The 20,292-nt window shown below is 67.5% G+C and carries 18 protein-coding genes; 6 read left to right on the forward strand and 12 right to left on the reverse strand.

Annotated elements, in window-relative coordinates; translation table 11 throughout:
• The first annotated feature begins 36 nt into the window (after positions 1-36).
• Complete coding sequence (locus M2428_RS11315; RefSeq protein ID WP_277526059.1) at positions 37-1,632, forward strand: sensor histidine kinase; 1,596 nt, start codon at positions 37-39, stop codon at positions 1,630-1,632.
• Complete coding sequence (locus tag M2428_RS11320; protein WP_277526060.1) at positions 1,629-2,366, forward strand: response regulator; 738 nt, start codon at positions 1,629-1,631, stop codon at positions 2,364-2,366. Before M2428_RS11315 ends, M2428_RS11320 begins: the two co-directional genes overlap by 4 nt.
• Positions 2,367-2,443: 77 nt before the next feature.
• Here M2428_RS11320 and M2428_RS11325 read toward each other — a convergent pair whose 3' ends face one another.
• From M2428_RS11325 to M2428_RS11355, 7 genes are all read right to left on the reverse strand, one after another.
• Complete coding sequence (locus M2428_RS11325) at positions 2,444-3,286, reverse strand: CoA ester lyase (protein ID WP_277526061.1); 843 nt, start codon at positions 3,284-3,286, stop codon at positions 2,444-2,446.
• Positions 3,283-3,843 (reverse strand): MaoC family dehydratase, encoded by a 561-nt coding sequence (locus tag M2428_RS11330; RefSeq protein WP_277526062.1) that lies wholly within the window; start codon positions 3,841-3,843, stop codon positions 3,283-3,285. The genes M2428_RS11325 and M2428_RS11330 overlap by 4 nt, the downstream gene beginning before the upstream one ends.
• Entirely contained in the window at positions 3,840-4,601 is a 762-nt protein-coding gene (locus M2428_RS11335; protein ID WP_277526063.1) for a CoA transferase subunit B, read from the reverse strand. Before M2428_RS11335 ends, M2428_RS11330 begins: the two co-directional genes overlap by 4 nt.
• Before the next feature lie 2 nt (positions 4,602-4,603).
• The gene (locus tag M2428_RS11340; RefSeq protein ID WP_277526064.1) at positions 4,604-5,404 is read right to left on the reverse strand and encodes a CoA transferase subunit A; all 801 of its coding nucleotides are present in this window, start codon (positions 5,402-5,404) and stop codon (positions 4,604-4,606) included.
• Positions 5,405-5,423: 19 nt separating this feature from the next.
• Positions 5,424-6,587: an acyl-CoA dehydrogenase family protein gene (locus M2428_RS11345; protein ID WP_277526065.1), complete on the reverse strand. Its 1,164-nt coding sequence runs from the start codon at positions 6,585-6,587 to the stop codon at positions 5,424-5,426.
• 109 nt (positions 6,588-6,696) lie between these two features.
• Positions 6,697-8,922 carry a biotin carboxylase N-terminal domain-containing protein gene (locus M2428_RS11350; RefSeq protein WP_277526066.1) on the reverse strand — a complete coding sequence of 742 codons (2,226 nt, stop codon included), beginning with the start codon at positions 8,920-8,922 and terminating at the stop codon, positions 6,697-6,699.
• Between the two features lie 19 nt (positions 8,923-8,941).
• A complete protein-coding gene (locus tag M2428_RS11355; RefSeq protein WP_277526067.1) occupies positions 8,942-10,549 on the reverse strand; it encodes a carboxyl transferase domain-containing protein in 1,608 nt (535 codons plus the stop codon).
• Between the two features lie 149 nt (positions 10,550-10,698).
• Here M2428_RS11355 and M2428_RS11360 point away from each other — a divergent pair, with 149 nt between their 5' ends.
• Positions 10,699-11,418, forward strand: a complete 720-nt coding sequence (locus tag M2428_RS11360) for a TetR/AcrR family transcriptional regulator (protein WP_277526068.1) — start codon at positions 10,699-10,701, stop codon at positions 11,416-11,418.
• A gap of 197 nt (positions 11,419-11,615) precedes the next feature.
• On the opposite strand, the gene M2428_RS11365 is transcribed toward M2428_RS11360, so the two are convergent.
• Genes M2428_RS11365 through pdhA form a run of 3 tightly spaced genes read right to left on the reverse strand, consistent with a single transcriptional unit; the run spans position 11,616 to position 15,225 of the window.
• Positions 11,616-13,040 carry a dihydrolipoamide acetyltransferase family protein gene (locus M2428_RS11365; RefSeq protein ID WP_277526069.1) on the reverse strand — a complete coding sequence of 475 codons (1,425 nt, stop codon included), beginning with the start codon at positions 13,038-13,040 and terminating at the stop codon, positions 11,616-11,618.
• Positions 13,037-14,047 carry an alpha-ketoacid dehydrogenase subunit beta gene (locus M2428_RS11370; protein WP_277526070.1) on the reverse strand — a complete coding sequence of 337 codons (1,011 nt, stop codon included), beginning with the start codon at positions 14,045-14,047 and terminating at the stop codon, positions 13,037-13,039. The genes M2428_RS11365 and M2428_RS11370 overlap by 4 nt, the downstream gene beginning before the upstream one ends.
• Positions 14,047-15,225, reverse strand: a complete 1,179-nt coding sequence (gene pdhA, locus M2428_RS11375; RefSeq protein WP_277526071.1) for a pyruvate dehydrogenase (acetyl-transferring) E1 component subunit alpha — start codon at positions 15,223-15,225, stop codon at positions 14,047-14,049. Before pdhA ends, M2428_RS11370 begins: the two co-directional genes overlap by 1 nt.
• A 195-nt stretch (positions 15,226-15,420) precedes the next feature.
• Here pdhA and M2428_RS11380 point away from each other — a divergent pair, with 195 nt between their 5' ends.
• Positions 15,421-15,894 carry an Lrp/AsnC family transcriptional regulator gene (locus tag M2428_RS11380; protein WP_277526072.1) on the forward strand — a complete coding sequence of 158 codons (474 nt, stop codon included), beginning with the start codon at positions 15,421-15,423 and terminating at the stop codon, positions 15,892-15,894.
• A 150-nt stretch (positions 15,895-16,044) separates the two neighbouring features.
• The gene (locus M2428_RS11385; RefSeq protein WP_277526073.1) at positions 16,045-16,770 is read left to right on the forward strand and encodes a hypothetical protein; all 726 of its coding nucleotides are present in this window, start codon (positions 16,045-16,047) and stop codon (positions 16,768-16,770) included.
• A 90-nt stretch (positions 16,771-16,860) separates the two neighbouring features.
• On the opposite strand, the gene M2428_RS11390 is transcribed toward M2428_RS11385, so the two are convergent.
• Both M2428_RS11390 and M2428_RS11395 read right to left on the reverse strand, forming a co-directional pair.
• Entirely contained in the window at positions 16,861-18,477 is a 1,617-nt protein-coding gene (locus tag M2428_RS11390) for a cation acetate symporter (RefSeq protein WP_277526074.1), read from the reverse strand.
• Positions 18,474-18,854 (reverse strand): DUF485 domain-containing protein, encoded by a 381-nt coding sequence (locus tag M2428_RS11395; RefSeq protein WP_277526075.1) that lies wholly within the window; start codon positions 18,852-18,854, stop codon positions 18,474-18,476. Before M2428_RS11395 ends, M2428_RS11390 begins: the two co-directional genes overlap by 4 nt.
• A 216-nt stretch (positions 18,855-19,070) precedes the next feature.
• On the opposite strand from M2428_RS11395, the gene M2428_RS11400 reads away from it, so the two are divergent.
• Positions 19,071-20,288: a histidine kinase gene (locus M2428_RS11400; RefSeq protein WP_277526076.1), complete on the forward strand. Its 1,218-nt coding sequence runs from the start codon at positions 19,071-19,073 to the stop codon at positions 20,286-20,288.
• The last annotated feature ends 4 nt before the right edge of the window (positions 20,289-20,292 follow it).

Here is a 20,292-nt window from a genome sequence, read left to right on the forward strand (position 1 = left end):
GCGGCCGGGCGGCGTTCCCGATGCGAAACTTGTGACATGTTTCACAGGATTCCCCTACGGTTCCAGCTGGTCGCATTGCAGCTGGGCATCGTGCTGGCTGTCCTCACGGCGGTGGGGGCCGTGACCATCCGGATGCAGGAACAACAGCTCCGGGACGCGTACAAGGGCCGCCTGATCGGCGTGGCCGAAAGTGTTGCCCAGCTGCCCTCCGTCATCAACGCGTTCGGAACGCCATCGCCGGCCCAGACCATCCAGCCGATCGCGGAAGTCATCCGGCAGGCATCCAATGTCACCTATGTGGTGGTGACAGACCGGCATGGCGTCCGGCAGTCGCACCCCAATCCGGCGGAAATCGGGCGGCCGGTCTCCACCGATCCCTCCGTGCCCCTGTCCGGCGAGATTTACGTGGGCACCCAGACGGGCACGCTGGGTGAGTCCTGGCGGGTGAAGGTTCCCATCTTCGATGCGGCCGGCGTGGTGATCGGCTCCGCATCCGTGGGGGTGCTGGAGAGCACCCTGGCCGCCGACCTCCACGAGGACATGCCGCAGCTGTTCGGCTGGCTGCTCGGGGCGGCGCTGCTGAGTTCCCTGGGCGCGATGTACGTCTCGAAACTGGTCTGGCGGCGGATCTACAAGCTTGAGCCCGAGGACATCGCGGCCCTGCTGGAAACCCGCGACGCCATGCTCCACGGCCTGGGCGAAGGGCTCGTGGCGGTGGATGCCGACGGCAGGATCGCGCTGGTCAATGACGAGGCACGCCGCCTCCTCGCCCTGGCAGGGGACATCACCGGGACGCCCGCCGCGGCGAGCCTGGAACCGGCGGTCCTCCGCCTGCTCTCGGCCGGGTCCGCCACGGAGGAACTGGTGCTCTCGGGCGAGCGGATCCTGCTGGGCAAGGTCAATGCGGCCACGGTCGACGGTCGCGAAGTCGGCAAGGTGCTGATCCTGCGGGACCGCACGGAACTTCACACCGTCCTGCGGGACCGCGACGGCGCCGTGGACGTGACGCAGGCCCTCCGCGCCCAGGCGCACGAATTCGCCAACAAACTGCACGTCATTTCCGGGCTGCTGGAGCTCGGAAAGCAGGACAAGGCCATCGAATACCTGGGGCGCAGCCACAACGACGCCGTCTTCGCGAACCGGCCGGTCGCGCCCGGAATCACCGATCACGGGGTCCAGGCCCTGCTGATCGCCAAGTCCACGGTCTGCGCCGAGCGCGGCATTGAGATCATCGTCAGCCCGGATTCGCTGTGCTCCGCCGATGCCTCGGGCGACGTCATCACGGTCCTGGGCAACCTGATCGACAACGCTGTGGACGCTGCGGGCTATGACAGCACTGTGGCCATCCGGCTGGACGAGAGCGCCGACGGCGGGCGGACCATCGTGGTGGAGGATGACGGGCCCGGCGTCCCGGTGGCGGAACGCGCTAAAGTGTTCGAGCCCGGCGTGAGCAGCAAGGAGGCCGAGGGAATCAACAGCCGCGGGTTTGGGCTGGCCCTGGTCCAGCGGGTTGCCCGCCGGCGCGGAGGCCGCGCGGCGGTCTCCTCATCGGCATTGGGCGGAGCCTGCTTCTCGGTAGTGCTCAAGTCGGCAGTGCTCAAGACAAAAGAGGCGGAACTACAAAAGCAATGAGCGCCATACGCACCCTCATCATTGACGATGACGTAGCAGTGGCCGGGATCCATCACGGGTTCCTGCTGGCACGCGGCGGATTCGACGTCGTGGCCATGGCCCACACCGGGCAGCAGGGCCTCGATCTGGCCGCGGAGCTGGGGCCGGAACTGGTGTTGCTGGACATTCACCTGCCGGACATGTCCGGCCTGGACGTCCTGCAGCGGCTGCGCGGGCGCCGCCGGCCGGTGGATGTCCTGGTGATAACCGCCTCCCGGGAAATTGACACGGTCCGGGGTGCGATGGCCGGCGGGGTGCTGCACTACCTGGTCAAGCCCTTCTCCTCGCAGGCCTTGATCGAACGGCTGGACGAGTACGTCATGCTGCGGGAGGAACTGGCCGCCGGCGCGGCCGGACCGCTGGACCAGGCAAGCATCGACCGCCTGGTGGCTCCCTCGCGCCGGTCCGCGGCGGCGGAAACCGCGGCGGGACACTCTGTCCAGCCGGAACCTCCGGGCAAGCCTGTCCTGCGGCTGCCCAAGGGACTCTCCCGGCCCACCCTGGACGCGGTCATCGAGGCGCTGAAAGCCAGCCCGGAGGACGTCTCCGCTGCCGGCTTGGCTCTGCAACTGGGCCTGTCCCGGGTCAGTGCCCGCCGTTACCTCGAGTACCTCGTGATTCATGGCCATGCCCGGCTGACGCCCCGCTACGGGGCGGCGGGCCGGCCGGAGAACCGCTACCTCTGGCGCCGCTGAGGCCGCGCCGGTCAGCACCGGCGTCTAGGGCCCGACATCCAGAATCGACGTCGAGAACCGACGTCGAGAATCCGCGTTTAGGACCCGACGTGGCCCGCACGGCGCAGCGTGGACGCGGCGTGCTTGAGGATAGGTCCGTCGATCATCTTGCCCTTGAACTGGAACACACCCGTCCCTGCGGCGGAGGCGGCGTCGAGCAGCTCGACCGCGGCTGAGACGTCGGCCTCGGTCGGAGCGTAGGCTTCGCGGACCACGGCCACCTGGTCCGGGTGGATGCAGGCCTTGGACGCGAATCCGGACGCCACGGCGTCACGGGACTCGAGGGCCAGCCCGGCCAGGTCCGGGATGTTGACGTAGACGGCGTCGATCGCTTCCTTGCCGAAGGCGCCGGCGGCCAGCAGCACGCTGGAGCGGGCGTGCAGCGCGACGGCCCGGTAGCCCCCGCTTTCCGTCCTGCTGGAGGTTCCGCCGAGTGACGCCAGCAGGTCCTCCGCACCCCACATCAGGGCCACCACATTGGGCTCGGCGGCGATGGCGGGGGCGTTGAGGACGCCCGCGGCCGTCTCGCAGAGGGCAATCACGCTGTAGCCCTCGAGCTCCTTCAGCTGTGCTGCGCTTTCCGCCTTGGCCAGCATGATGTGCCGGTAGGGCGTGTGTTTGAGGCAGTGCAGGTCCTTCTCGAACTCGTCCGTGCCGGCCGGGTTGACCCGGATGATGGTGCGGCTCGGATCCAGTTCCGGGACGTCGCCGGTGGCGCCGAGTTGGGCGAGGATGGCGCCGCGGGCCCGCTGCTTGTCGGCGGGAGCGACGGCGTCCTCGAGGTCCACGATCACAGTATCGGAGCGCTCGGCGGCTTTCTGGTACCGCTCGGGGCGGTCGGCGGGGCAGAACAGCAGGGCAGGACCCATCAGGAAACTCATGTCTCTATTGTCCCCTTTTGCGCGGCTTCCAGCTCGGCCGCTGCGTGGGCCCCGAGTGTCCACATCAGGCAGCTGCGGGCGGCGAGCGCCACCACGTCCCCGTGCTGGTTCCGCCCGGTGTGCTGCATGGTCACGATGCCCTGGCCGGGGCGGGACGCGGACAGCCGTTTCCCGGTGACCATTGTCTCCGTGTACAGGGTGTCCCCGTGGTACAGCGGGTGCGGAAAGGACACATCCGTCAGGCCCAGCTGGGCGATGATGGTGCCCTGGGTCAGTTGCGGCACGGACTGGCCCACCACGGTGGCCAGGGTGAACATCGAGTTCACCAGCCGCTGGCCGAAGGGCTGCCCGGCGCTCCAGGCCGCGTCGAGGTGCAGGGCCTGGGTGTTCATGGTCATGGTGGTGAACAAGACGTTGTCCGTCTCCGTGACGGTCCGGCCCGGCCGGTGGGCGTAGACCACGCCCTCCTCCAGCTCATCGAAATAGAGGCCTCGCTGTTCGATCACCCGGGGGGTGCCGGCAGCGGGGCTTGGGGCGGATCGGTCTGCGTCACTCATACGGTCAGTTCCTGGTCTTCCTCAAAGAGTTCGGCTCCGGTGGCCGCCACGACGTCCTCCACGGTTACGTTCGGCGCCAGTTCGCGGAGCACCAGCCGGGGCGGCCCGGCGTCGGTCACGACGTCGATCACGGCGAGATCGGTGATGATCCGGTCCACGCAGCCCTTGCCGGTCAGCGGCAGGGTGCAGGTTTCCACGATTTTCGGCCTGCCGCTGCGGTCCACGTGATCCATCATCACGATCACCTTCTTGGCCCCGAACACGAGGTCCATTGCGCCGCCCATGCCCTTGACCATCTTGCCGGGGATCATCCAGTTGGCGAGGTCGCCGTTGGCGGCGACCTCCATGGCGCCGAGCACGGCCACATCGACGTGGCCGCCCCGGATCATGCCGAAGGAGGCGGCGGAATCGAAGAACGCCGCGCCCTTGTTGACCGTGACGGTTTCCTTGCCGGCATTGATCAGGTCCGGATCGATCTCGTCCTCGGCCGGGTAGGGCCCGACGCCCAGGATGCCGTTCTCCGAATGCAGCACCACCTCGACGCCGGCCGGAATGTAGTTGGGGATCAGCGTCGGCATGCCGATGCCGAGGTTGACGTACTGGCCGTTGTGCAGTTCCTGCGCCACCCGGGCGGCGAGTTCGTTGCGGGTCCAGCCCTTGCCCTCGACACCGGCGGGGTGTTCGAGCGCGGAGCGCCGGTATTCGTGGCGCACGGCCTCAGGACGGGGCGGGGCGTCTTGAGCTTTGTTCGTTTCCACGGCTATGCTCCTGCCTGCTCGGGTGGCAGTTTTGGTGCGCCGGCGGCACCGGTGGCCACTGCAACTGTCCGCTTCTCAATGCGTTTCTCGCCCTGCGGGGCCAGCACCACACGCTGGACGAAGATCCCCGGGACGTGGACGTGCTCCGGGTCCAGCTCCCCCGGCTGCACGAGTTCCTCGACCTCGGCGATCGTGATCTTCCCGGCCATGGCGCACAGCGGGTTGAAATTCATGGCGGTGGCGTGGAAGACGAGGTTGCCGTGGCGGTCACCTTTCCAGGCATGCACGAGGCCGAAGTCGGGCGTGAGCGATTCCTCCAGCACGTAGTCGGCGCCGTGGAAGCTGCGGACTTCCTTGGGCGCGGAGGCGACCGCGACGTTGCCGTCGCGATCGTACTTCTGCGGCAGGCCGCCGTCGGACACCTGGGTACCGACGCCGGCCGGCGTGTAGAAGGCGGGAATACCGGCGCCGCCGGCGCGCAGCTTTTCGGCCAGCGTGCCCTGCGGGGTGAGGACCACTTCCAGTTCGCCGGCGAGGTATTGCCGGGCGAACTCCTTGTTCTCCCCCACGTAGGAGCTGATGGTGCGCCGGATCCGGCCGTCCTTGAGCAGGATCCCGAGGCCCCAGTCGTCGACACCGCAGTTGTTGCTGACGGTTTCCAGGTCCGTGGCGCCGCGCTCGTGGAGGGCCTCGATCAGGGTCACGGGGATGCCGCACAGCCCGAACCCGCCGACGGCGAGGGAGGCGCCGTCGTGGATGTCCGCGACCGCCTCGGCGGCGCTGGCAACAACTTTGTTGATCATCGGTGATCCTTCCGGCCGGCTACAGTCCCAGTTCGCGGGCGATCAGCATCAGCTGGACCTCCGTGGTGCCCTCGCCGACTTCAAGGATCTTGGAGTCGCGGTAGTGGCGCGCCACGGTGAATTCGTTGATGAAGCCATAGCCGCCGAACACCTGGGTGGCGTCCCGCGCGTTGTCCATGGCTGCCTCGCCTGCGACCATCTTAGCGATGGCCGCCTGCGTCTTGAACGGCTTGCCGGCAAGCATCCGGGCGGCCGCGTCGTAGTAGGCCAGGCGGGCCGTGTGGGCGCGTGCTTCCATCCGGGCAATCTTGAACGCGATGGCCTGGTACTTGCCGATGTTCTGCCCGAATGCGCTGCGTTCCTTGGCGTATTTCACCGACTGGTCCACGCAGCCCTGGGCCGCGCCGACGGCCAGGGCTGCGATCGCGATGCGGCCCTCGTCCAGGATGGACAGGAAGTTCGCGTAGCCGCGGCCCTGGGTGCCCAGCAGGTTGGCTTCCGGGACGTGGACGTTATTGAGCGTGAGCGGGTGGGTGTCCGAGGCGTTCCAGCCGACCTTGTTGTAGGCCTTCTCGGCTTTGAATCCCGGGGTGTTGGTGGGCACCAGGATGGTGGAGATTTCCTTCTTGATGCTGCCGTCCGAGCGTTCCTCCTGCCCGGTCACCGCGGTGACGGTGACGAGCCTGGTGATGTCCGTGCCGGAGTTGGTGATGAACTCCTTGTTGCCGTTGATGACCCACTCTCCGCCGCCGAGCTTGGCGGTGGTTTTGGTGCCGCCGGCGTCCGAGCCGGCTTCCGGTTCGGTCAGGCCGAAGCCGGCGAGCGCCTTGCCGGAGGCCAGCAGCGGCAGCCACTCCTCCTTTTGGGCGGCGTTGCCGAAGCGGTGGATCGGCATGGCGCCGAGGGAGACGCCCGCCTCGAGGGTGATGGCGACGGACTGGTCCACCCGGCCAAGCTGTTCAAGGGCCAGGGCCAGGGCGAAGTAGTCCCCGCCCATGCCGCCGAACTCTTCCGGGAACGGCAGGCCGAACAGGCCCATGTCCGCCATCTGGGAGACGATTTCGTAGGGGAAGCTGTGTTCCTCGTCGTGCTTGGCGGAGACCGGGGCCACCACTTCGTCGGCGAATTCGCGGACGGTGTTGCTGAGGTCCTGGTAATCCTCGCTGAGTTCAAAATCTGCCATGGGGGTGACTCCTGTGTCTGAGGTATTTCTGTGGTCTGTTGAAACGGGTGTTGGCTGCGCTGTGTTTCAGAAAGCTGGGTTCAAAAAAAGCTGGGTTCCTACGGTGCGGTCATTCGGCCGCGCCCATCGCGATAACGGCTTCCTCGATCGTGTCCTCGGCCTTCGAAGGTGCAGTCGGGACAGACGGGTGGATCGTCGCCAGCACCTGGTCTGCCTTGACGAGATCGCCGGACCCGACGCTGATGTGGACGGTTCCGTCGAGCGGCGCCACAAGCTGGTGCTCCATCTTCATCGCCTCCACCGAGAGCAGGACCTGGCCCGCCTCCACGGTGTCACCGTTGCTGACGGACACGGACACTACGGTGCCGGGCATCGGCGAGCGCACCGCCGGGTCGGCCGCGCCTTCCTCGCGTTCGATTGCCGCCAGCACCCGGGCGAGCCGGGCCTCCCGGCTGAGGACCTCGAGGCGGCAGGACCAGCCCTCGTTGCCGAGGAAGAGTTCCGTGGGAGCGCCGGGTGTTGGGTTGTCCCAGCTCGGGGTGACGGGTCCTGTGTAGACCGGCTCGAGGGAATAGCCCCGGGCCTCACCGTCGAGGGTCACCACGACGTGGCTTCGCGCAAGGAACTGCAACGACGCCGTACAGTGGCGGCCGTCGCCGAGCGACACTAGGACCGGAGCGTCGGTGACGGGGCCTGCCACGCCTACAGTTCCGATGCCGCCATCGGGTGTTCCCAGGCTGACCATCCGTGGAGCATGCGCGCCGGGACGCCAACCGTCCCGGCGCTGCCATGGACCCGCTGATTCGACAGGATTGTTTTGCGCCTCCATCGCCACGGCGTACAGTGCGGCCGCCACCAGTTCGAAGTCGCCCACACGCCGGAAGCTGAAGTCCGGCATCTTGCGTTCGATCAGGCCGGTGTCGAGCCGGCCGGCGCGGACGTCGGCGTCGTTGATCAGCAGCCGCAGGTATTCGACGTTAGTGTCGATCCCCAGCGCGGTGTACCCGGCGAGCGCCTCGTCGAGGGTGTCGAGGGCCGCGGTGCGGTCCTCCCCCCACGCGATGACCTTGGAGATCATCGGGTCGTAGTTGGAAGAGATCTCGAGGCCGTCCATCAGGGCTGAGTCCACCCGGACGCGGCCGCGGGTTGTTTCGACCTCGTTGCGGGCCGGGGCGCTGGGCCGCTGGGCGGGGCCGGGGATCTCGTCCAGAAGGAGGACATGTCCGGTGGAAGGCAGGAAGTTCTTCTCCGGGATCTCCGCGTACACGCGCGCCTCCACCGAATGGCCGTTGAGCACGACGTCGTCCTGGCGGACGGTAAGTTCCTCGCCGGCGGCGATCCGCACCTGCCATTCGACCAGGTCGACGCCGGTGACCATCTCGGTAACGGGGTGCTCGACCTGCAGACGCGTGTTCATCTCCATGAAGAAGAACTCGTCCGGGGCGTTGTCCGAGACCAGGAATTCCACGGTGCCGGCACCGGAGTAGTTGACGCTGCGCGCGGCATTGCAGGCGGCCTCGCCTAGACGGGCCCGGATGTCCGCGCCGTCGGGCAGGGACTCCAGCAGTGGGGACGGGGCCTCCTCGATGACCTTCTGGTGGCGGCGCTGCAGGGAGCACTCGCGCTCCCCCAGATGGATGACGTTGCCGTGGTTGTCCGCAAGAACCTGGACCTCGATGTGCCGCGGGGTGAGCACGAGCCGTTCCAGGAAGAGCGTGTCGTCGCCGAAGGCACTCGAGGCGACCCGGCGGGCGGTGGCCAGCGTGGCTGCCAGGTCCCCGGCCTCTTCGACGATGTGCATGCCCTTCCCGCCGCCGCCGGCGGACGGCTTGATCAGCAGCGGGAAGCCGACGCCGGCCGCGGCCTCGATCAGCTCGGCGTCCGTCATGCCCGGTTCGGCGATGCCCGGGACCACGGGCACGCCGTAGCCGGTGACGTGGTTTTTGGAGCGGATCTTGTCGCCCATGACGTTCAGGGATTCGACGCCGGGGCCGATGAACGTGATCCCGGCTTCGGCCAGGGCGCGGGCGAAGTCGACGTTCTCGCTCAGGAAGCCGTAGCCCGGGTGCACGGCTTCGGCGCCGGTGTCGCGGCAGGCCTTCAGGATGGCCTCGATCTTCAGGTAGCTCTCGGTGGCGGCGGCCGGGCCGATCCGCACCGCGACGTCGGCCTCCCGCACGTGCCGGGCGCCGGCGTCGGCGTCGGAATAGACGGCGACCGAACGGATCCCCAAGGCGCGCAGGGTCCGGATGACGCGGCAGGCGATCTCGCCGCGGTTGGCGACGAGCACGGTGCCGAAGAGGGGCTTCTGGGGTGTCGAAGGTGCGGTCGACAAGGAAATAGTCACAGCTGGCTCACATCCGGAACAGGCCGAAGGAGGTCTCCGGCAGCGGGGTGCGGGAGACGACGTCGAGCGCGAGTCCCAGGACGGTGCGGGTGTCCGCGGGGTCGATCACGCCGTCATCCCAGAGGCGGGCGGTGGAGTAGTAGGGGCTGCCCTGGTCCTCGTACTGGGCCTTGATCGGGGCCTTGAACGCTTCCTCGTCCGCGGCGGACCATTCCTCCCCGCGGGCCTCGTACTGGTCCCGCTTCACGGTGGCCAGCACGCTGGAGGCCTGGTTGCCGCCCATTACGGAGATCCGGGACGCCGGCCACATCCACAGGAAGCGCGGCGAATAAGCCCGGCCGCACATCGAGTAGTTGCCGGCGCCGAAGGACCCGCCGATCACCACCGTGAGCTTGGGGACCCGGGCGGTCGCGACGGCCGTGACCATCTTGGCGCCGTTCTTGGCGATGCCGCCCTGCTCGTAGTCCTTGCCGACCATGAAGCCTGAAAGGTTCTGCAGGAAGATCAGCGGGATGCCGCGCTGATCGCACAGTTCGATGAAGTGCGCGCCCTTGAGCGAGGACTCGCTGAACAGCACGCCGTTGTTGGCCACGATGCCCACCGCGTGGCCGTGCAGCTTCGCGAAGCCCGTGACCAGGGTAGTGCCGTAGTTCTTCTTGAACTCGTGGAACTTGCTGCCGTCCACCAGCCGGGCGATGACCTCATGCACGTCGTACTGGGCATTGACGTCCGTGGGAACGGCGCCGTAGAGCTCGTCCGGGTCGGCGACGGGCTCGACGACGGTGTCGACGTCCCAGACGGGGGCGGCGGGCCGCGGCAACGTGGCCACGATGTCCCGGACGATCTGGAGGGCATGCTCATCGTTCTCGGCCAGGTGGTCCGTGACTCCGGAGATCTTCGAGTGCACGTCGCCGCCGCCGAGTTCCTCAGCCGTGACGATCTCGCCGATCGCGGCCTTCACCAGCGGCGGGCCGCCCAGGAAGATGGTGCCCTGGTTGCGGACAATCACGGTCTCGTCGCTCATCGCGGGGACATAGGCGCCACCGGCTGTGCAGGAGCCCATGACGGAGGCGATCTGCGGGATCTTCGCCGCCGACATCTTCGCCTGGTTGAAGAAGATCCGGCCGAAGTGTTCCTTGTCCGGGAAGACCTCGTCCTGTTTGGGGAGGAAGGCGCCACCGGAGTCCACGAGGTAGATGCAGGGCAGCCGGTTCTCCAGGGCGATTTCCTGCGCGCGGAGATGCTTCTTCACCGTCATCGGATAGTAGGTGCCGCCCTTGACTGTGGCGTCGTTGGAAATGACCAGCACCTGCCGGCCGTGCACCAGGCCGATCCCTGCAATGACGCCGGCACCGGGCGAGTCGCCGTCGTACATGCCGTCCGCCGCCAGCGGGGCGATTTCCAGGAAGGGGCTGCCGTCATCGAGCAGCCGATCGATGCGCTCGCGCGGCAGAAGCTTGCCGCGGGCCACGTGGCGTTCCCGGGACTTTGCCGGCCCGCCCAGCGCTGCGGCGGCGAGCCGTTCCCTCAACTCGCCGGCCAGCCCCAGCTGGGCCTCCCGGTTCGCGGCATAGGCTGTGCTCGTCGCATCCACCCGGCTGGCGATTGTCTCCATTGACTGCTTCCGTTCCCCGACCTGCGTGCCGGACCGGCAGCTCAGGCCGCCCGGCTATTTCGGTTAGTACCGCATAACTGAGATTTAGGTTAGTCTCTATTAACTGTGATGTCCAACACAGGGATCATTTGCAACGAGGGGATGCGCCGGTGACCGAGCCCAGCCAGACCGCCCAGCTTCCGTCAGTCCAGCCAGCTTCGACCCAAGCAGCCTCCACCCAAGCAGACTCGACCCAAGCAGCCTCAACCCAAGCAGCCTCAACCCAGCGCAGCCAGGCCAAGGCGAACAGGCGGCAGGCCCTCTTGTCGGCCGCCGCCGCGCTCTTCGCCCTCGAGGGCTTCAACCGCGTGTCCCTGGAGGATCTGGGGGCCGCGGCCGGTGTCAGCGGGCCGGCGGTCTACCGCCACTTCGCCGGGAAGCAGGCCGTCCTCGGTGCGCTGCTGCTCAGCGTCAGCAAGGACCTGCTCGACGGCGGCCGCAAGGTGGTGGCCGATGCCGACGGCGACCTGGCGGCGCTGGGCGGCCTCGTGGCCTTCCACGTCGACTTTGCCCTGAGCAATCCGGACGTCATCCGGGTCCAGGACCAGGACTTCAGCAACCTGGCCGGCGAGGACCAGGCCGAGGTCCGCACCCTCCAGCGCAGCTACGTTGAACTCTGGGTGGACGTGCTGGCCGGACTGCACGAGGGCACGGAGGCCGCCGAACTGCGGATGCGGGCGCATGCCACCTTCGGGCTGATCAACTCGACCCCGCACTCGGTGCGCAGCCATGGGCGCCGGATCGGCGTCCGCCGCGCCAGGCCGCTGCTGGAGAGCATGGCACTGGCCGCGCTCATGGCACCGGCCACCCTGCCGGAACCGCTCGATTAACCGGTTCCGCCCGCCCGGGCGCACTCTCGGGGCACTTTGGCACGGACACGCCGTCAACCAGGCTGCCGCCGCCGAACATTGCGCCCAAAGTGCCCCCGGACGGCAAACCCGCGCAGAAGAACCTGGCGCGGGACATTCCCGGCACGCAAGAAAGCTGCCGGCCGCCCCACAAAGGAGCAGCCGGCAGCCTTGGGTGCCTAGACCATCGCGAGGACCATGCCCGGATCGGCCAGCACGGCGCCGAGGTCTTGGAGGAAGCGCGAGCCCTGCTCGCCGTCGACCAGCCGGTGGTCGAACGAGAGGCTCAGCGTCATGACCTGGCGCAGGGCGACCTCGTCCTGGTACTCCCACGGCATCTTCCGGACCGCGCCGAGGGCCAGGATGGCTGCCTCGCCCGGGTTCAGGATGGGCGTGCCGGCGTCAATGCCGAAGACCCCGATGTTCGTGATGGAGATCGTGCCCCCGGAGAGCGCCTCGGGGCCCGTCTTCCCGGCCCGGGCCGTGTCCGTCAGCTCCGTCAGGGCGGAGGAGAGCTCCATGAGGGACATCCGGTCCGCGTCCTTGATGTTCGGAACCGTCAGCCCGCGCGGCGTCGCTGCCGCGATGCCCAGGTTCACGTAGTTGAACTGGACGATCTCCTGGTTGGCCTCGTCCCACCGCGCGTTGAGCGTCGGGTGGTTGCGCAGCGCGATCAGCACCGCCTTGGAGACCAGCGTCAGCGGCGTGAGCTTGTAGCCGGCGAACGCGCGGCTGGCCTTGAGCCGTGCCAGCAGCTCCATCGTGGGCGTGACGTCGACCGTCAGGAACTCCGTGACGTGTGGCGCGGTGAAGGCGCTGGCCACCATGGCGGCGGCCGTGAATTTCCGCACGCCCTTGATCGGCGTGCGGGTCTCCCGCTCGCCGCCGGCCGGGACGCGCCCGGTGGCGGGTGCTGCAGCCGGCGCGCCGGCGAGTTCCTGGGCGCCAAGTCCCTGCTCTGCTGGCAGGTCTCCGCCGCCGACGAAGTTCAGGACATCGTCACGGGTGATGAGCCCGTGCTCCCCCGTTCCGGTCACGGCCTCGAGGTCGACGCTGAGGTCCTTGGCCAGCTTGCGCACCGGCGGCGTGGACCGCGGACGCTCCCCCGGCGCGGATGCGGCCAGCCCGGTTTCGGCAGGCTTGGATTCAACTGGCTCAGCTGCGCGGACCGGTGCCACCGGCTCGGCGCGGACGGGAGCGACGGGGGCGGGCTGAGAAGCTGCCGCCGGGGCCGCGAAAGTGCGGGCGCGGCGGGCGGGCCGGCCGGAGGCTTCAAGGACGGCACCGTAGCCCACAAGGTTCGGCTCACGCTTGGCGGCCCCCGTGTCAGGCGCGGAACCGCCGGAGCCGTCGTCCTCAATCTCGAAGGAGACGATCGGCTTGCCGACCTCCACGACGGTGCCGGGCTGTTCGTGCAGGGCCGCGACCACGCCGGCGAACGGCGAAGGCAACTCGACCACCGCCTTGGCAGTCTCCACCTCGGCGATGATCTGGTTGAGAGTAACGGTGTCCCCTACCGCGACCTTCCAGGCGACGATTTCTGATTCCGTCAGTCCTTCGCCGAGGTCCGGCAGCCTGAATTCCTTGATCATAGTGGCGCTCATCCTTCCAGCCCGCTGAGGGAGTTGGGGCGGCCCATGGCACGGTCGACGCCGTCGAGAATCCTGTCGAGGCCCGGCAGGTGGTGCATTTCCAGCTTGGAGTACGGGTACGGAACGTCGAAGCCGGTCACGCGGACCGGGGCGGCTTCGAGGTGGTAGAAGCAACGTTCGGTGATGCTGGCAGCAACTTCGGCGCCAAGGCCGCCGGACTGGCCCGCCTCGTGGGTAATGACCAGCCGGCCGGTCTTGCGGACAGACGCCTCAAGGGTGACGAAGTCCAGCGGTGCGAGGGAGCGGAGGTCGATGACCTCGACCGAGACGCCTTCGTCCGCGGCCGCCAGTGCGGCGTCGCGGGCAGTTTTGACCAGCGGACCGTAGGCCACAAGAGTTACGTCGTTGCCCTCGGTGACCACGCGGGCCTTTTCCATGGACAGCGCAGTGCTCAGGTCGACGGTCTCGTCCACCTCGCCCTTGTCGTGGTAGCGCCGTTTGGGCTCGAAGTACAGGACGGGATCATCGGAGGCGATGGCCTGCTGGATCATGGTGTAGGCGTCCTGGGGGTTGGACACGCTGACCACGCGCAGCCCCGAAGTGTGGGTGAAATAGGCCTCGGGCGATTCCGAGTGGTGCTCCGGCGAGCCGATGCCGCCGCCGAACGGGACGCGGATGGTGATGGGCATCTTGACCGCGCCCTGGGTGCGGTAGTGCATCTTGGCGACCTGGCTGACGATCTGGTCGAAGGCCGGGTAGATGAAGCCGTCGAACTGGATCTCCACCACCGGGCGGTAGCCGCGGTACGCCAGGCCGACGGCGGTGCCCATGATGCCCGATTCGGCGAGCGGCGTGTCCACGACGCGGTGCTTCCCGAAGTCCTTCTGCAGCCCGTCGGTGACACGGAAGACACCGCCGAGGGCGCCGATGTCCTCCCCCATCAGGACCACCTTGGGATCGTTCTCGAGGGACTTGCGCAGGCCCGAATTGATGGCTCGGGCAAAGGTCATCTGCGTCATCAGCGTGCACCTTCTTCAGAAGCGGCTTCTGCGGGATCGCCGAAGGAAGCCAGGTAACGGGAGTAGTGCTCCTGCTGGCGGTCCAGCCAGGAGTTGGGCGTGCTGTAAACGTGCTTGAAGATATCCAGCGGCTGCGGCTCGGGCATGTTGATGGTGCCGGCCCGGAGTTCCTTGGCCACGGCGTCGGCTTTCGCGGCGACGGCGTCTTCAAGGTCCGCGGTCAGCAGTCCCTTGCGGTCCAGCAGCGACTTCATCCGGGAGATCGGGTCCTTGGCGGCCCAGTCCTCGAGCTCGTTGGCGTCCCGGTAGCGGGTGGGGTCATCCGCCGTCGTGTGCGGGCCCATCCGGTACGTCACGGCCTCGATAAAGGTGGGTCCGCCGCCGTGCCGGGCGCGGTCCAGGGCGATGCGGGTGGCCGCGATGACGGCGAGGACATCGTTCCCATCGACCCGCATGCTGGGAATGCCGAAGCCGGAAGCGCGGTCCGCCAGCTGGATGTGGGACTGCAGCCGGACGGGCTCCGAGATGGCCCAGTGGTTGTTCTGGCAGATGAAGACCACCGGCGCCTGGAAGCTCGCGGCGAAGACCATGGCTTCATTGACGTCGCCTTCGCTTGTGGCGCCATCGCCGAAGTAGGCCACGGCGACGGCGTCGGCGCCATCGTTCTGGATGCCCATGGCGTAGCCCGTGGCGTGCAGGCTCTGCGCACCGATGATGATTTGCTGGGTGGCAACGTTGACGGTGAAGGGGTCCCAGCCGGCGGAAGCGTTGCCCCGCCAGGCGCGGACCAGGTCCTCCGGTTTTACGCCCCGGCAATAGGCCACGCCGTTGTCGCGGTAGCTCGGGAAGACAAAGTCGTCCTCGCGCAGTGCGCGGGCCGAGCCAATCTGGGATGCTTCCTGGCCGAGCAGCGGAGGCCAGAGTGCCAGCTCGCCCTGCCGCTGGAGGGCGGTGGCTTCGGCGTCGATCCGGCGGATGACCACCATGTCCTCGTAGAGCGAGCTAAGCTGCTCGTCGCTGACGTCCTGGAGCCAGGAATCGAACTCCGGATGGCTGATGCGCTCACCCGCCGGAGTGATGAGCTGGACGAGATCGCCGCCCGTCCGCCTCGTTGAATTTTCACTGTTCCCGGGGCCCCCGGCGGAAATGCCGCCCTTGCCCGCGTCGTCGGTAAACACTGTAGTCCGCACCTTCTGACGTCGTCTGACCGGAACTCGCAGGACTTGTGATCCCGCGGCGCGCCAGCCGCCCGGGCGCCGTTGCCCCGGATAATTGTGACCCTACTCACAATGCTCATCGGGTACAACCGCCCGTAAAAATGTTGAGCATTATGCACTGTCTGACGACCCAGAACCGTGCTAATCTTGCGCATTATGCAACCCTTGGATGGCACTGACACCCGCCTGCTTTCGGCCATGTCACGGGACCCCCGGCGGACCGTGGTGGCCCTCGCCCAGAAGCTGGGACTCTCGCGCAATACGGTCCAGGCCAGGATGGCCCAGCTGGAGAAAAAGCATGTATTCCTCTCCTTCGAGCGGCGCATCAATCCGGTGTCTTTGGGGTACCCGCTGATGGCTTTCATCTCCGTCCACGTCCAGCAACAGAAACTCGGCACCCTGGCTGTCGAGCTCGCGGGGATTCCGGAAATCCTGGAGGGCTACGGCCTGACGGGCTCGGCTGATCTGCTCCTGCGGGTGGTGGCGCTCGACGCCGAGGACCTGTTCCGGATCAATGGCAAGATCCTGGCCTGCGACGGCGTGGACCGGACCGATACGGCCCTGGCGATGGGTGAGCTGATCCCGTTCCGGATTCAGCCCCTGCTGGAACGCGGATCCGCCGACAACTGATCTGCCCCTCATCTGTGCGCAGGGAGATCTGTGCGCAGGGAGGCCGCGGCGCTAGGCTGTGTCCGTTGGGTCCCCCTGAGTCCTTGGGTCCGCGCACGCGGCCCTGCACAACAGGCAGTGGCTGTCTGGACTGCCGGAGAGGCTTGAACCGTGAGCAGTCCCGAGGAACCGCACCGCCCGGTAGCGCCGCAGCCCGGGCATGAGCCTGCAGCCGGCCATCCGGCCTCCGGTCAGCCACCCGTTCCGTACTATGCGGCCCCGCCCGGGCCGCCCGGCAACGGCGCGCCGCCCAACTACCCGCCGCCCGGCAACGGCGCGCCGCCCAACTACCCGCCGCCCGGCAACGGCGCGCCGCCCAATTACCCGCCGCCCGGGAACGGCGCACCGCCGTACTACGGCAGCCCGCCGCCGCCGTACTACGGTAGCCCGGGCCAGCCGCCTCCCAAAAAGAGCCGCAAGGCCCTGTGGATCGTCCTCGGGATCGTCGGCGGTGTGCTGCTGCTGGTAGCGGCCGGCGTCGTCATCCTCCTTAGCGTGGTGGGCGGAGCCACCAACCAGGCGCGGGGTCTCGCGGACGACTTCACCAAGCAGATCATCGCCGGCGACGTCAACGGCGCCTACGAGAAATACCTGGATCCGGCCCTCATGGAGAAGATCTCCCGGGAGGAGTTCGCCGCCGGGGTGCAGAGCCTGGAGCTTGACGCCAGCTGTAAACCAAACTATTCCAGCCTCAACGTCAGCACAGACAACGGCGCCAACTCGGCCGACGTCGCGGGTTCCATCGACTGCGCTACCAAGCATGTGGAGCTGGCCTACCGATTTGAGGGCCGCGACGAGCTCAAGATGGTGAATATCCGGCTGCGGCCACAGCGCTGACCTTGGAAACTCCCTCTTGGCCAGCGCCCAATTAACGGCAGGAGCTCCCGTGCTGCTGGACAGGAGCTCCCGACGTTTGGTGTGCCGGCCCTAGTGGTTCGTGGCCTTCTCGGCACCCACCCCGGTCAGGGAACGGACCTCCATTTCGGCCTGCTTCGTGACGTCTTCCTTGCGCTTGTCCAGCACGGTGCCGAGCCAACCAAGGAAGAACGCGAGCGGAATGGAGACGATGCCCGGGTTGCTCAGCGGGAAAACAGCGAAGTTGGCGCCGGGGATCATCGACGTCTTGGCCCCCGACACCACCGGGGACAGCGCAATCAGGATGATGGCCGCGGACAATCCGCCGTACATGCTCCAGAGGGCTCCCTGGGTGGTGAACCGGCGCCAGAACAGCGAGTAGAGGATGGTGGGAAGGTTGGCGGAAGCCGCCACGGCGAAGGCGAGCGCCACGAGGAACGCGACGTTTTGTCCGTTGGCGAAGATGCCGCCGGCGATGGCCAGCAGGCCTATCACCACCACGGTGCGGCGGGCAACCTTGACCTCAGTGTCGGCGTCGGCTTTCCCCTTGGCCAACACGTTGGCGTAGATGTCGTGCGCGAAGGACGCCGCGGCGGTGATGGTGAGGCCGGCCACCACGGCAAGGATCGTGGCGAAGGCCACTGCGGAGATGAAGCCGAGCAGCAACGGCCCGCCGAGGTGGAACGCTAGCAGCGGTGCGGCCGAGTTGACGCCGCCGGGAGCGGACTTGATGGTGTCCGCGCCGACGAGTGCCGCGGCGCCGTAGCCGAGCACCAGCGTGAAGAGATAGAAGATGCCGATCAGCCAGATGGACCACACCACAGACTTGCGGGCATCCTTGGCCGTGGGCACGGTGTAGAAGCGCATCAGTACGTGCGGCAGGGCCGCGGTGCCGAGCACCAGCGCCAGGCCCAGGGACATGAAGTCGAGCTTGGAGGTATCGGACTTGCCGTACTGCAGCCCCGGATTCAGGACCGCCGGGTTCTTCGCGGTTTCCGCGGCACCGCCGAGCAGATCAGAGAGGTTGAAACCGTAGATCGCCAGGACCCAGAAGGTCATGACCGCGGCGCCGGCAATCAGCAGCATGGCCTTGATGATCTGGACCCAGGTGGTGCCCTTCATGCCGCCGATCAGCACGTACATGATCATCAGGACGCCGACGACGATGATCACCAGGGCCTGACCGCCCCAGTCGCTGATGCCCAGCAGCAGGGAGATGAGGCTGCCGGCACCGGCCATCTGCGCCAGCAGGTAGAAGAAGCATACGGCCAGGGTCGAGATGGCGGCCGCGATGCGCACGGGGCGCTGCTTGAGCCGGAAGGACAGGACATCGGCCATGGTGAACTTGCCCGTGTTGCGGAGCAGTTCGGCCACGAGCAGCAGGGCCACGAGCCAGGCGACGAGGAAGCCGATGGAGTACATGAAGCCGTCGTAGCCGTTGATGGCGATCGCCCCGGTGATGCCCAGGAAGGAGGCAGCGGAGAGGTAATCGCCCGCGATCGCCGTACCGTTCTGCGAACCCGTGAAGGAGCGTCCGGCGGCGTAGTAATCGGCCGCGGTCTTGTTGTTGCGGCTGGCGCGGAACACGATCACCATGGTGACCGCCACGAACAAGGCGAAGATGCCCATGTTCAGCAGGGTGGTGTCTTTGAGGGCGGCGACATTGACCGCGGGGACCATGAGTGTCATTTTGCTGCTCCGCCTACCGGGTTGCCGTGTTTGTCGAATTCGTGCCCTTCGATTCCATGGCGGATTTCGGAGGCAATGGGGTCGAGCTTGCGGTTGGAGTAGCTGACGTACCAGCCGGTGATGGCGAACGTGGAGACGAACTGCAGCAGGCCCAAGAGCAGGCCGATGTTGATGTTGCCCCAGACCTTCGTGGACATGAATTCCACCGCATAGTCGGCCAGCAGGACGTACGCGAAGTACCAGAGCAGGAATGCAATGGACATCGGGAAGACAAAGCTGCGGTGACGTTTGCGCAGTTCCTTGAACTGCTCCGTCGACTGGACTTCCTTGAAGTCCACGGCCGCCGCTGCGTCCGTTTCTTGGGCGTCGTGACCCATCGGTTCCTCCTCATTGAGACTGGTGAGCCCACACCGGCCGCCGTGGTCTCGCGGGAAACCGCATACAACCCCTCAAGCCAATGTGACTGCAATCACTGTGTACCGTGACACGCGTGCGTTCCAGAACCACCGCCACCTGCGTCGCCCAGCGGCCCCCAGGCTGCGCCAAACGGTACCCCCAGACGCCGAAACTGGCCCCGCCGGTAGGCTGGCACCATGCCCGACTCTCCCTTGCTCACCGTCGCCGCAATCGCGGTGATTGCCTTGGCGATCGCGGCCGTCGTCGCCGTGGGACTCAAGGTCCTCCGCTCCTTCCGGGACCTCGGCACCGACGTGGAACGGGCCACCTACAAGACGCTGCATGCCGCCTCCCGTGCCGGCCAGTACCTGCGGACGGGGCTGAACCCGGCCGGCGCGGCCAAGGCCAGCAAGCAGTTGCGCAGCCTCCTGGGCTGCGACGCCCTGGCCATCACCGACACGATGGGCGTGCTCGCGTGGGACGGCGCCGGCGAGGAACTCAAGCCCGCCCTGATGGGGCTCGCGGCCAAAGTGCTCGACGGCGGCCACCTCGCCGTGATTCCGGCAGGCGAACTCCAGCTGCTTGCCGCCGGCGACGGCGGGCGGACGCTGACCCCCGAGGTGGAGCGCGCCGTCGTGATCGCCCCGATCAAGGCCGGTGCCCGCGTGGTCGGCGTGGTCGCCGCCTTCGCGCCGGCAGCCGGCGCGGGACTGGTCCGTGCCACCGGCGAGGTGGCCGACTGGGTGGCCACCCAAGTGGAACTTGCCGAGCTCGACGCCTCCCGCACACTCTTGATGGAGGCGGAGGTCCGGGCCCTCCGCGCCCAGATCAGCCCGCACTTCATCTACAACTCGCTCAACGCGATCGCCTCCTTCATCAACACGGATCCGGTACGGGCGCGCGAGCTCGTTGTGGAGTTCGCCGACTTCACCCGCTACTCCTTCCGGCGCCACGGTGACTTCACCACCCTGGCCGAGGAGCTGCGCTGCATCGACCGCTACCTGCTCCTGGAACGGGCCCGCTTCGGGGACCGCGTGCAGGTCAGCCTGCGGATCGCTCCGGAAGTCCTGAGCACGGTGATCCCCTTCCTGAGCCTGCAGCCGCTGGTGGAAAACGCGGTCCGGCACGGGCTGGAGGCCAAGGAGGGACCGGGCCACATCTCCATCACCGCGGACGACTCCGGCGCGTTCGCGGAGGTGACCATCGAGGACGACGGCGTGGGCATGGACCCAGACCAGCTGCGCTCCGTCCTTGCCGGGCACAGCGACGGCGATCACGTGGGGCTGCGCAATGTCGACGCCCGCCTGCGGCAGGTTTACGGTGACGACAACGGCCTCGTGATTGAGACGGCACCGGGCGAAGGCACGCTGATCACGATGCGCGTCCCCAAATCCCAGCCCCGGCACGACGCCTGATCCG

This window comes from Arthrobacter sp. ES3-54, assembly GCF_029504395.1.
GTDB lineage: Bacteria > Actinomycetota > Actinomycetes > Actinomycetales > Micrococcaceae > Arthrobacter.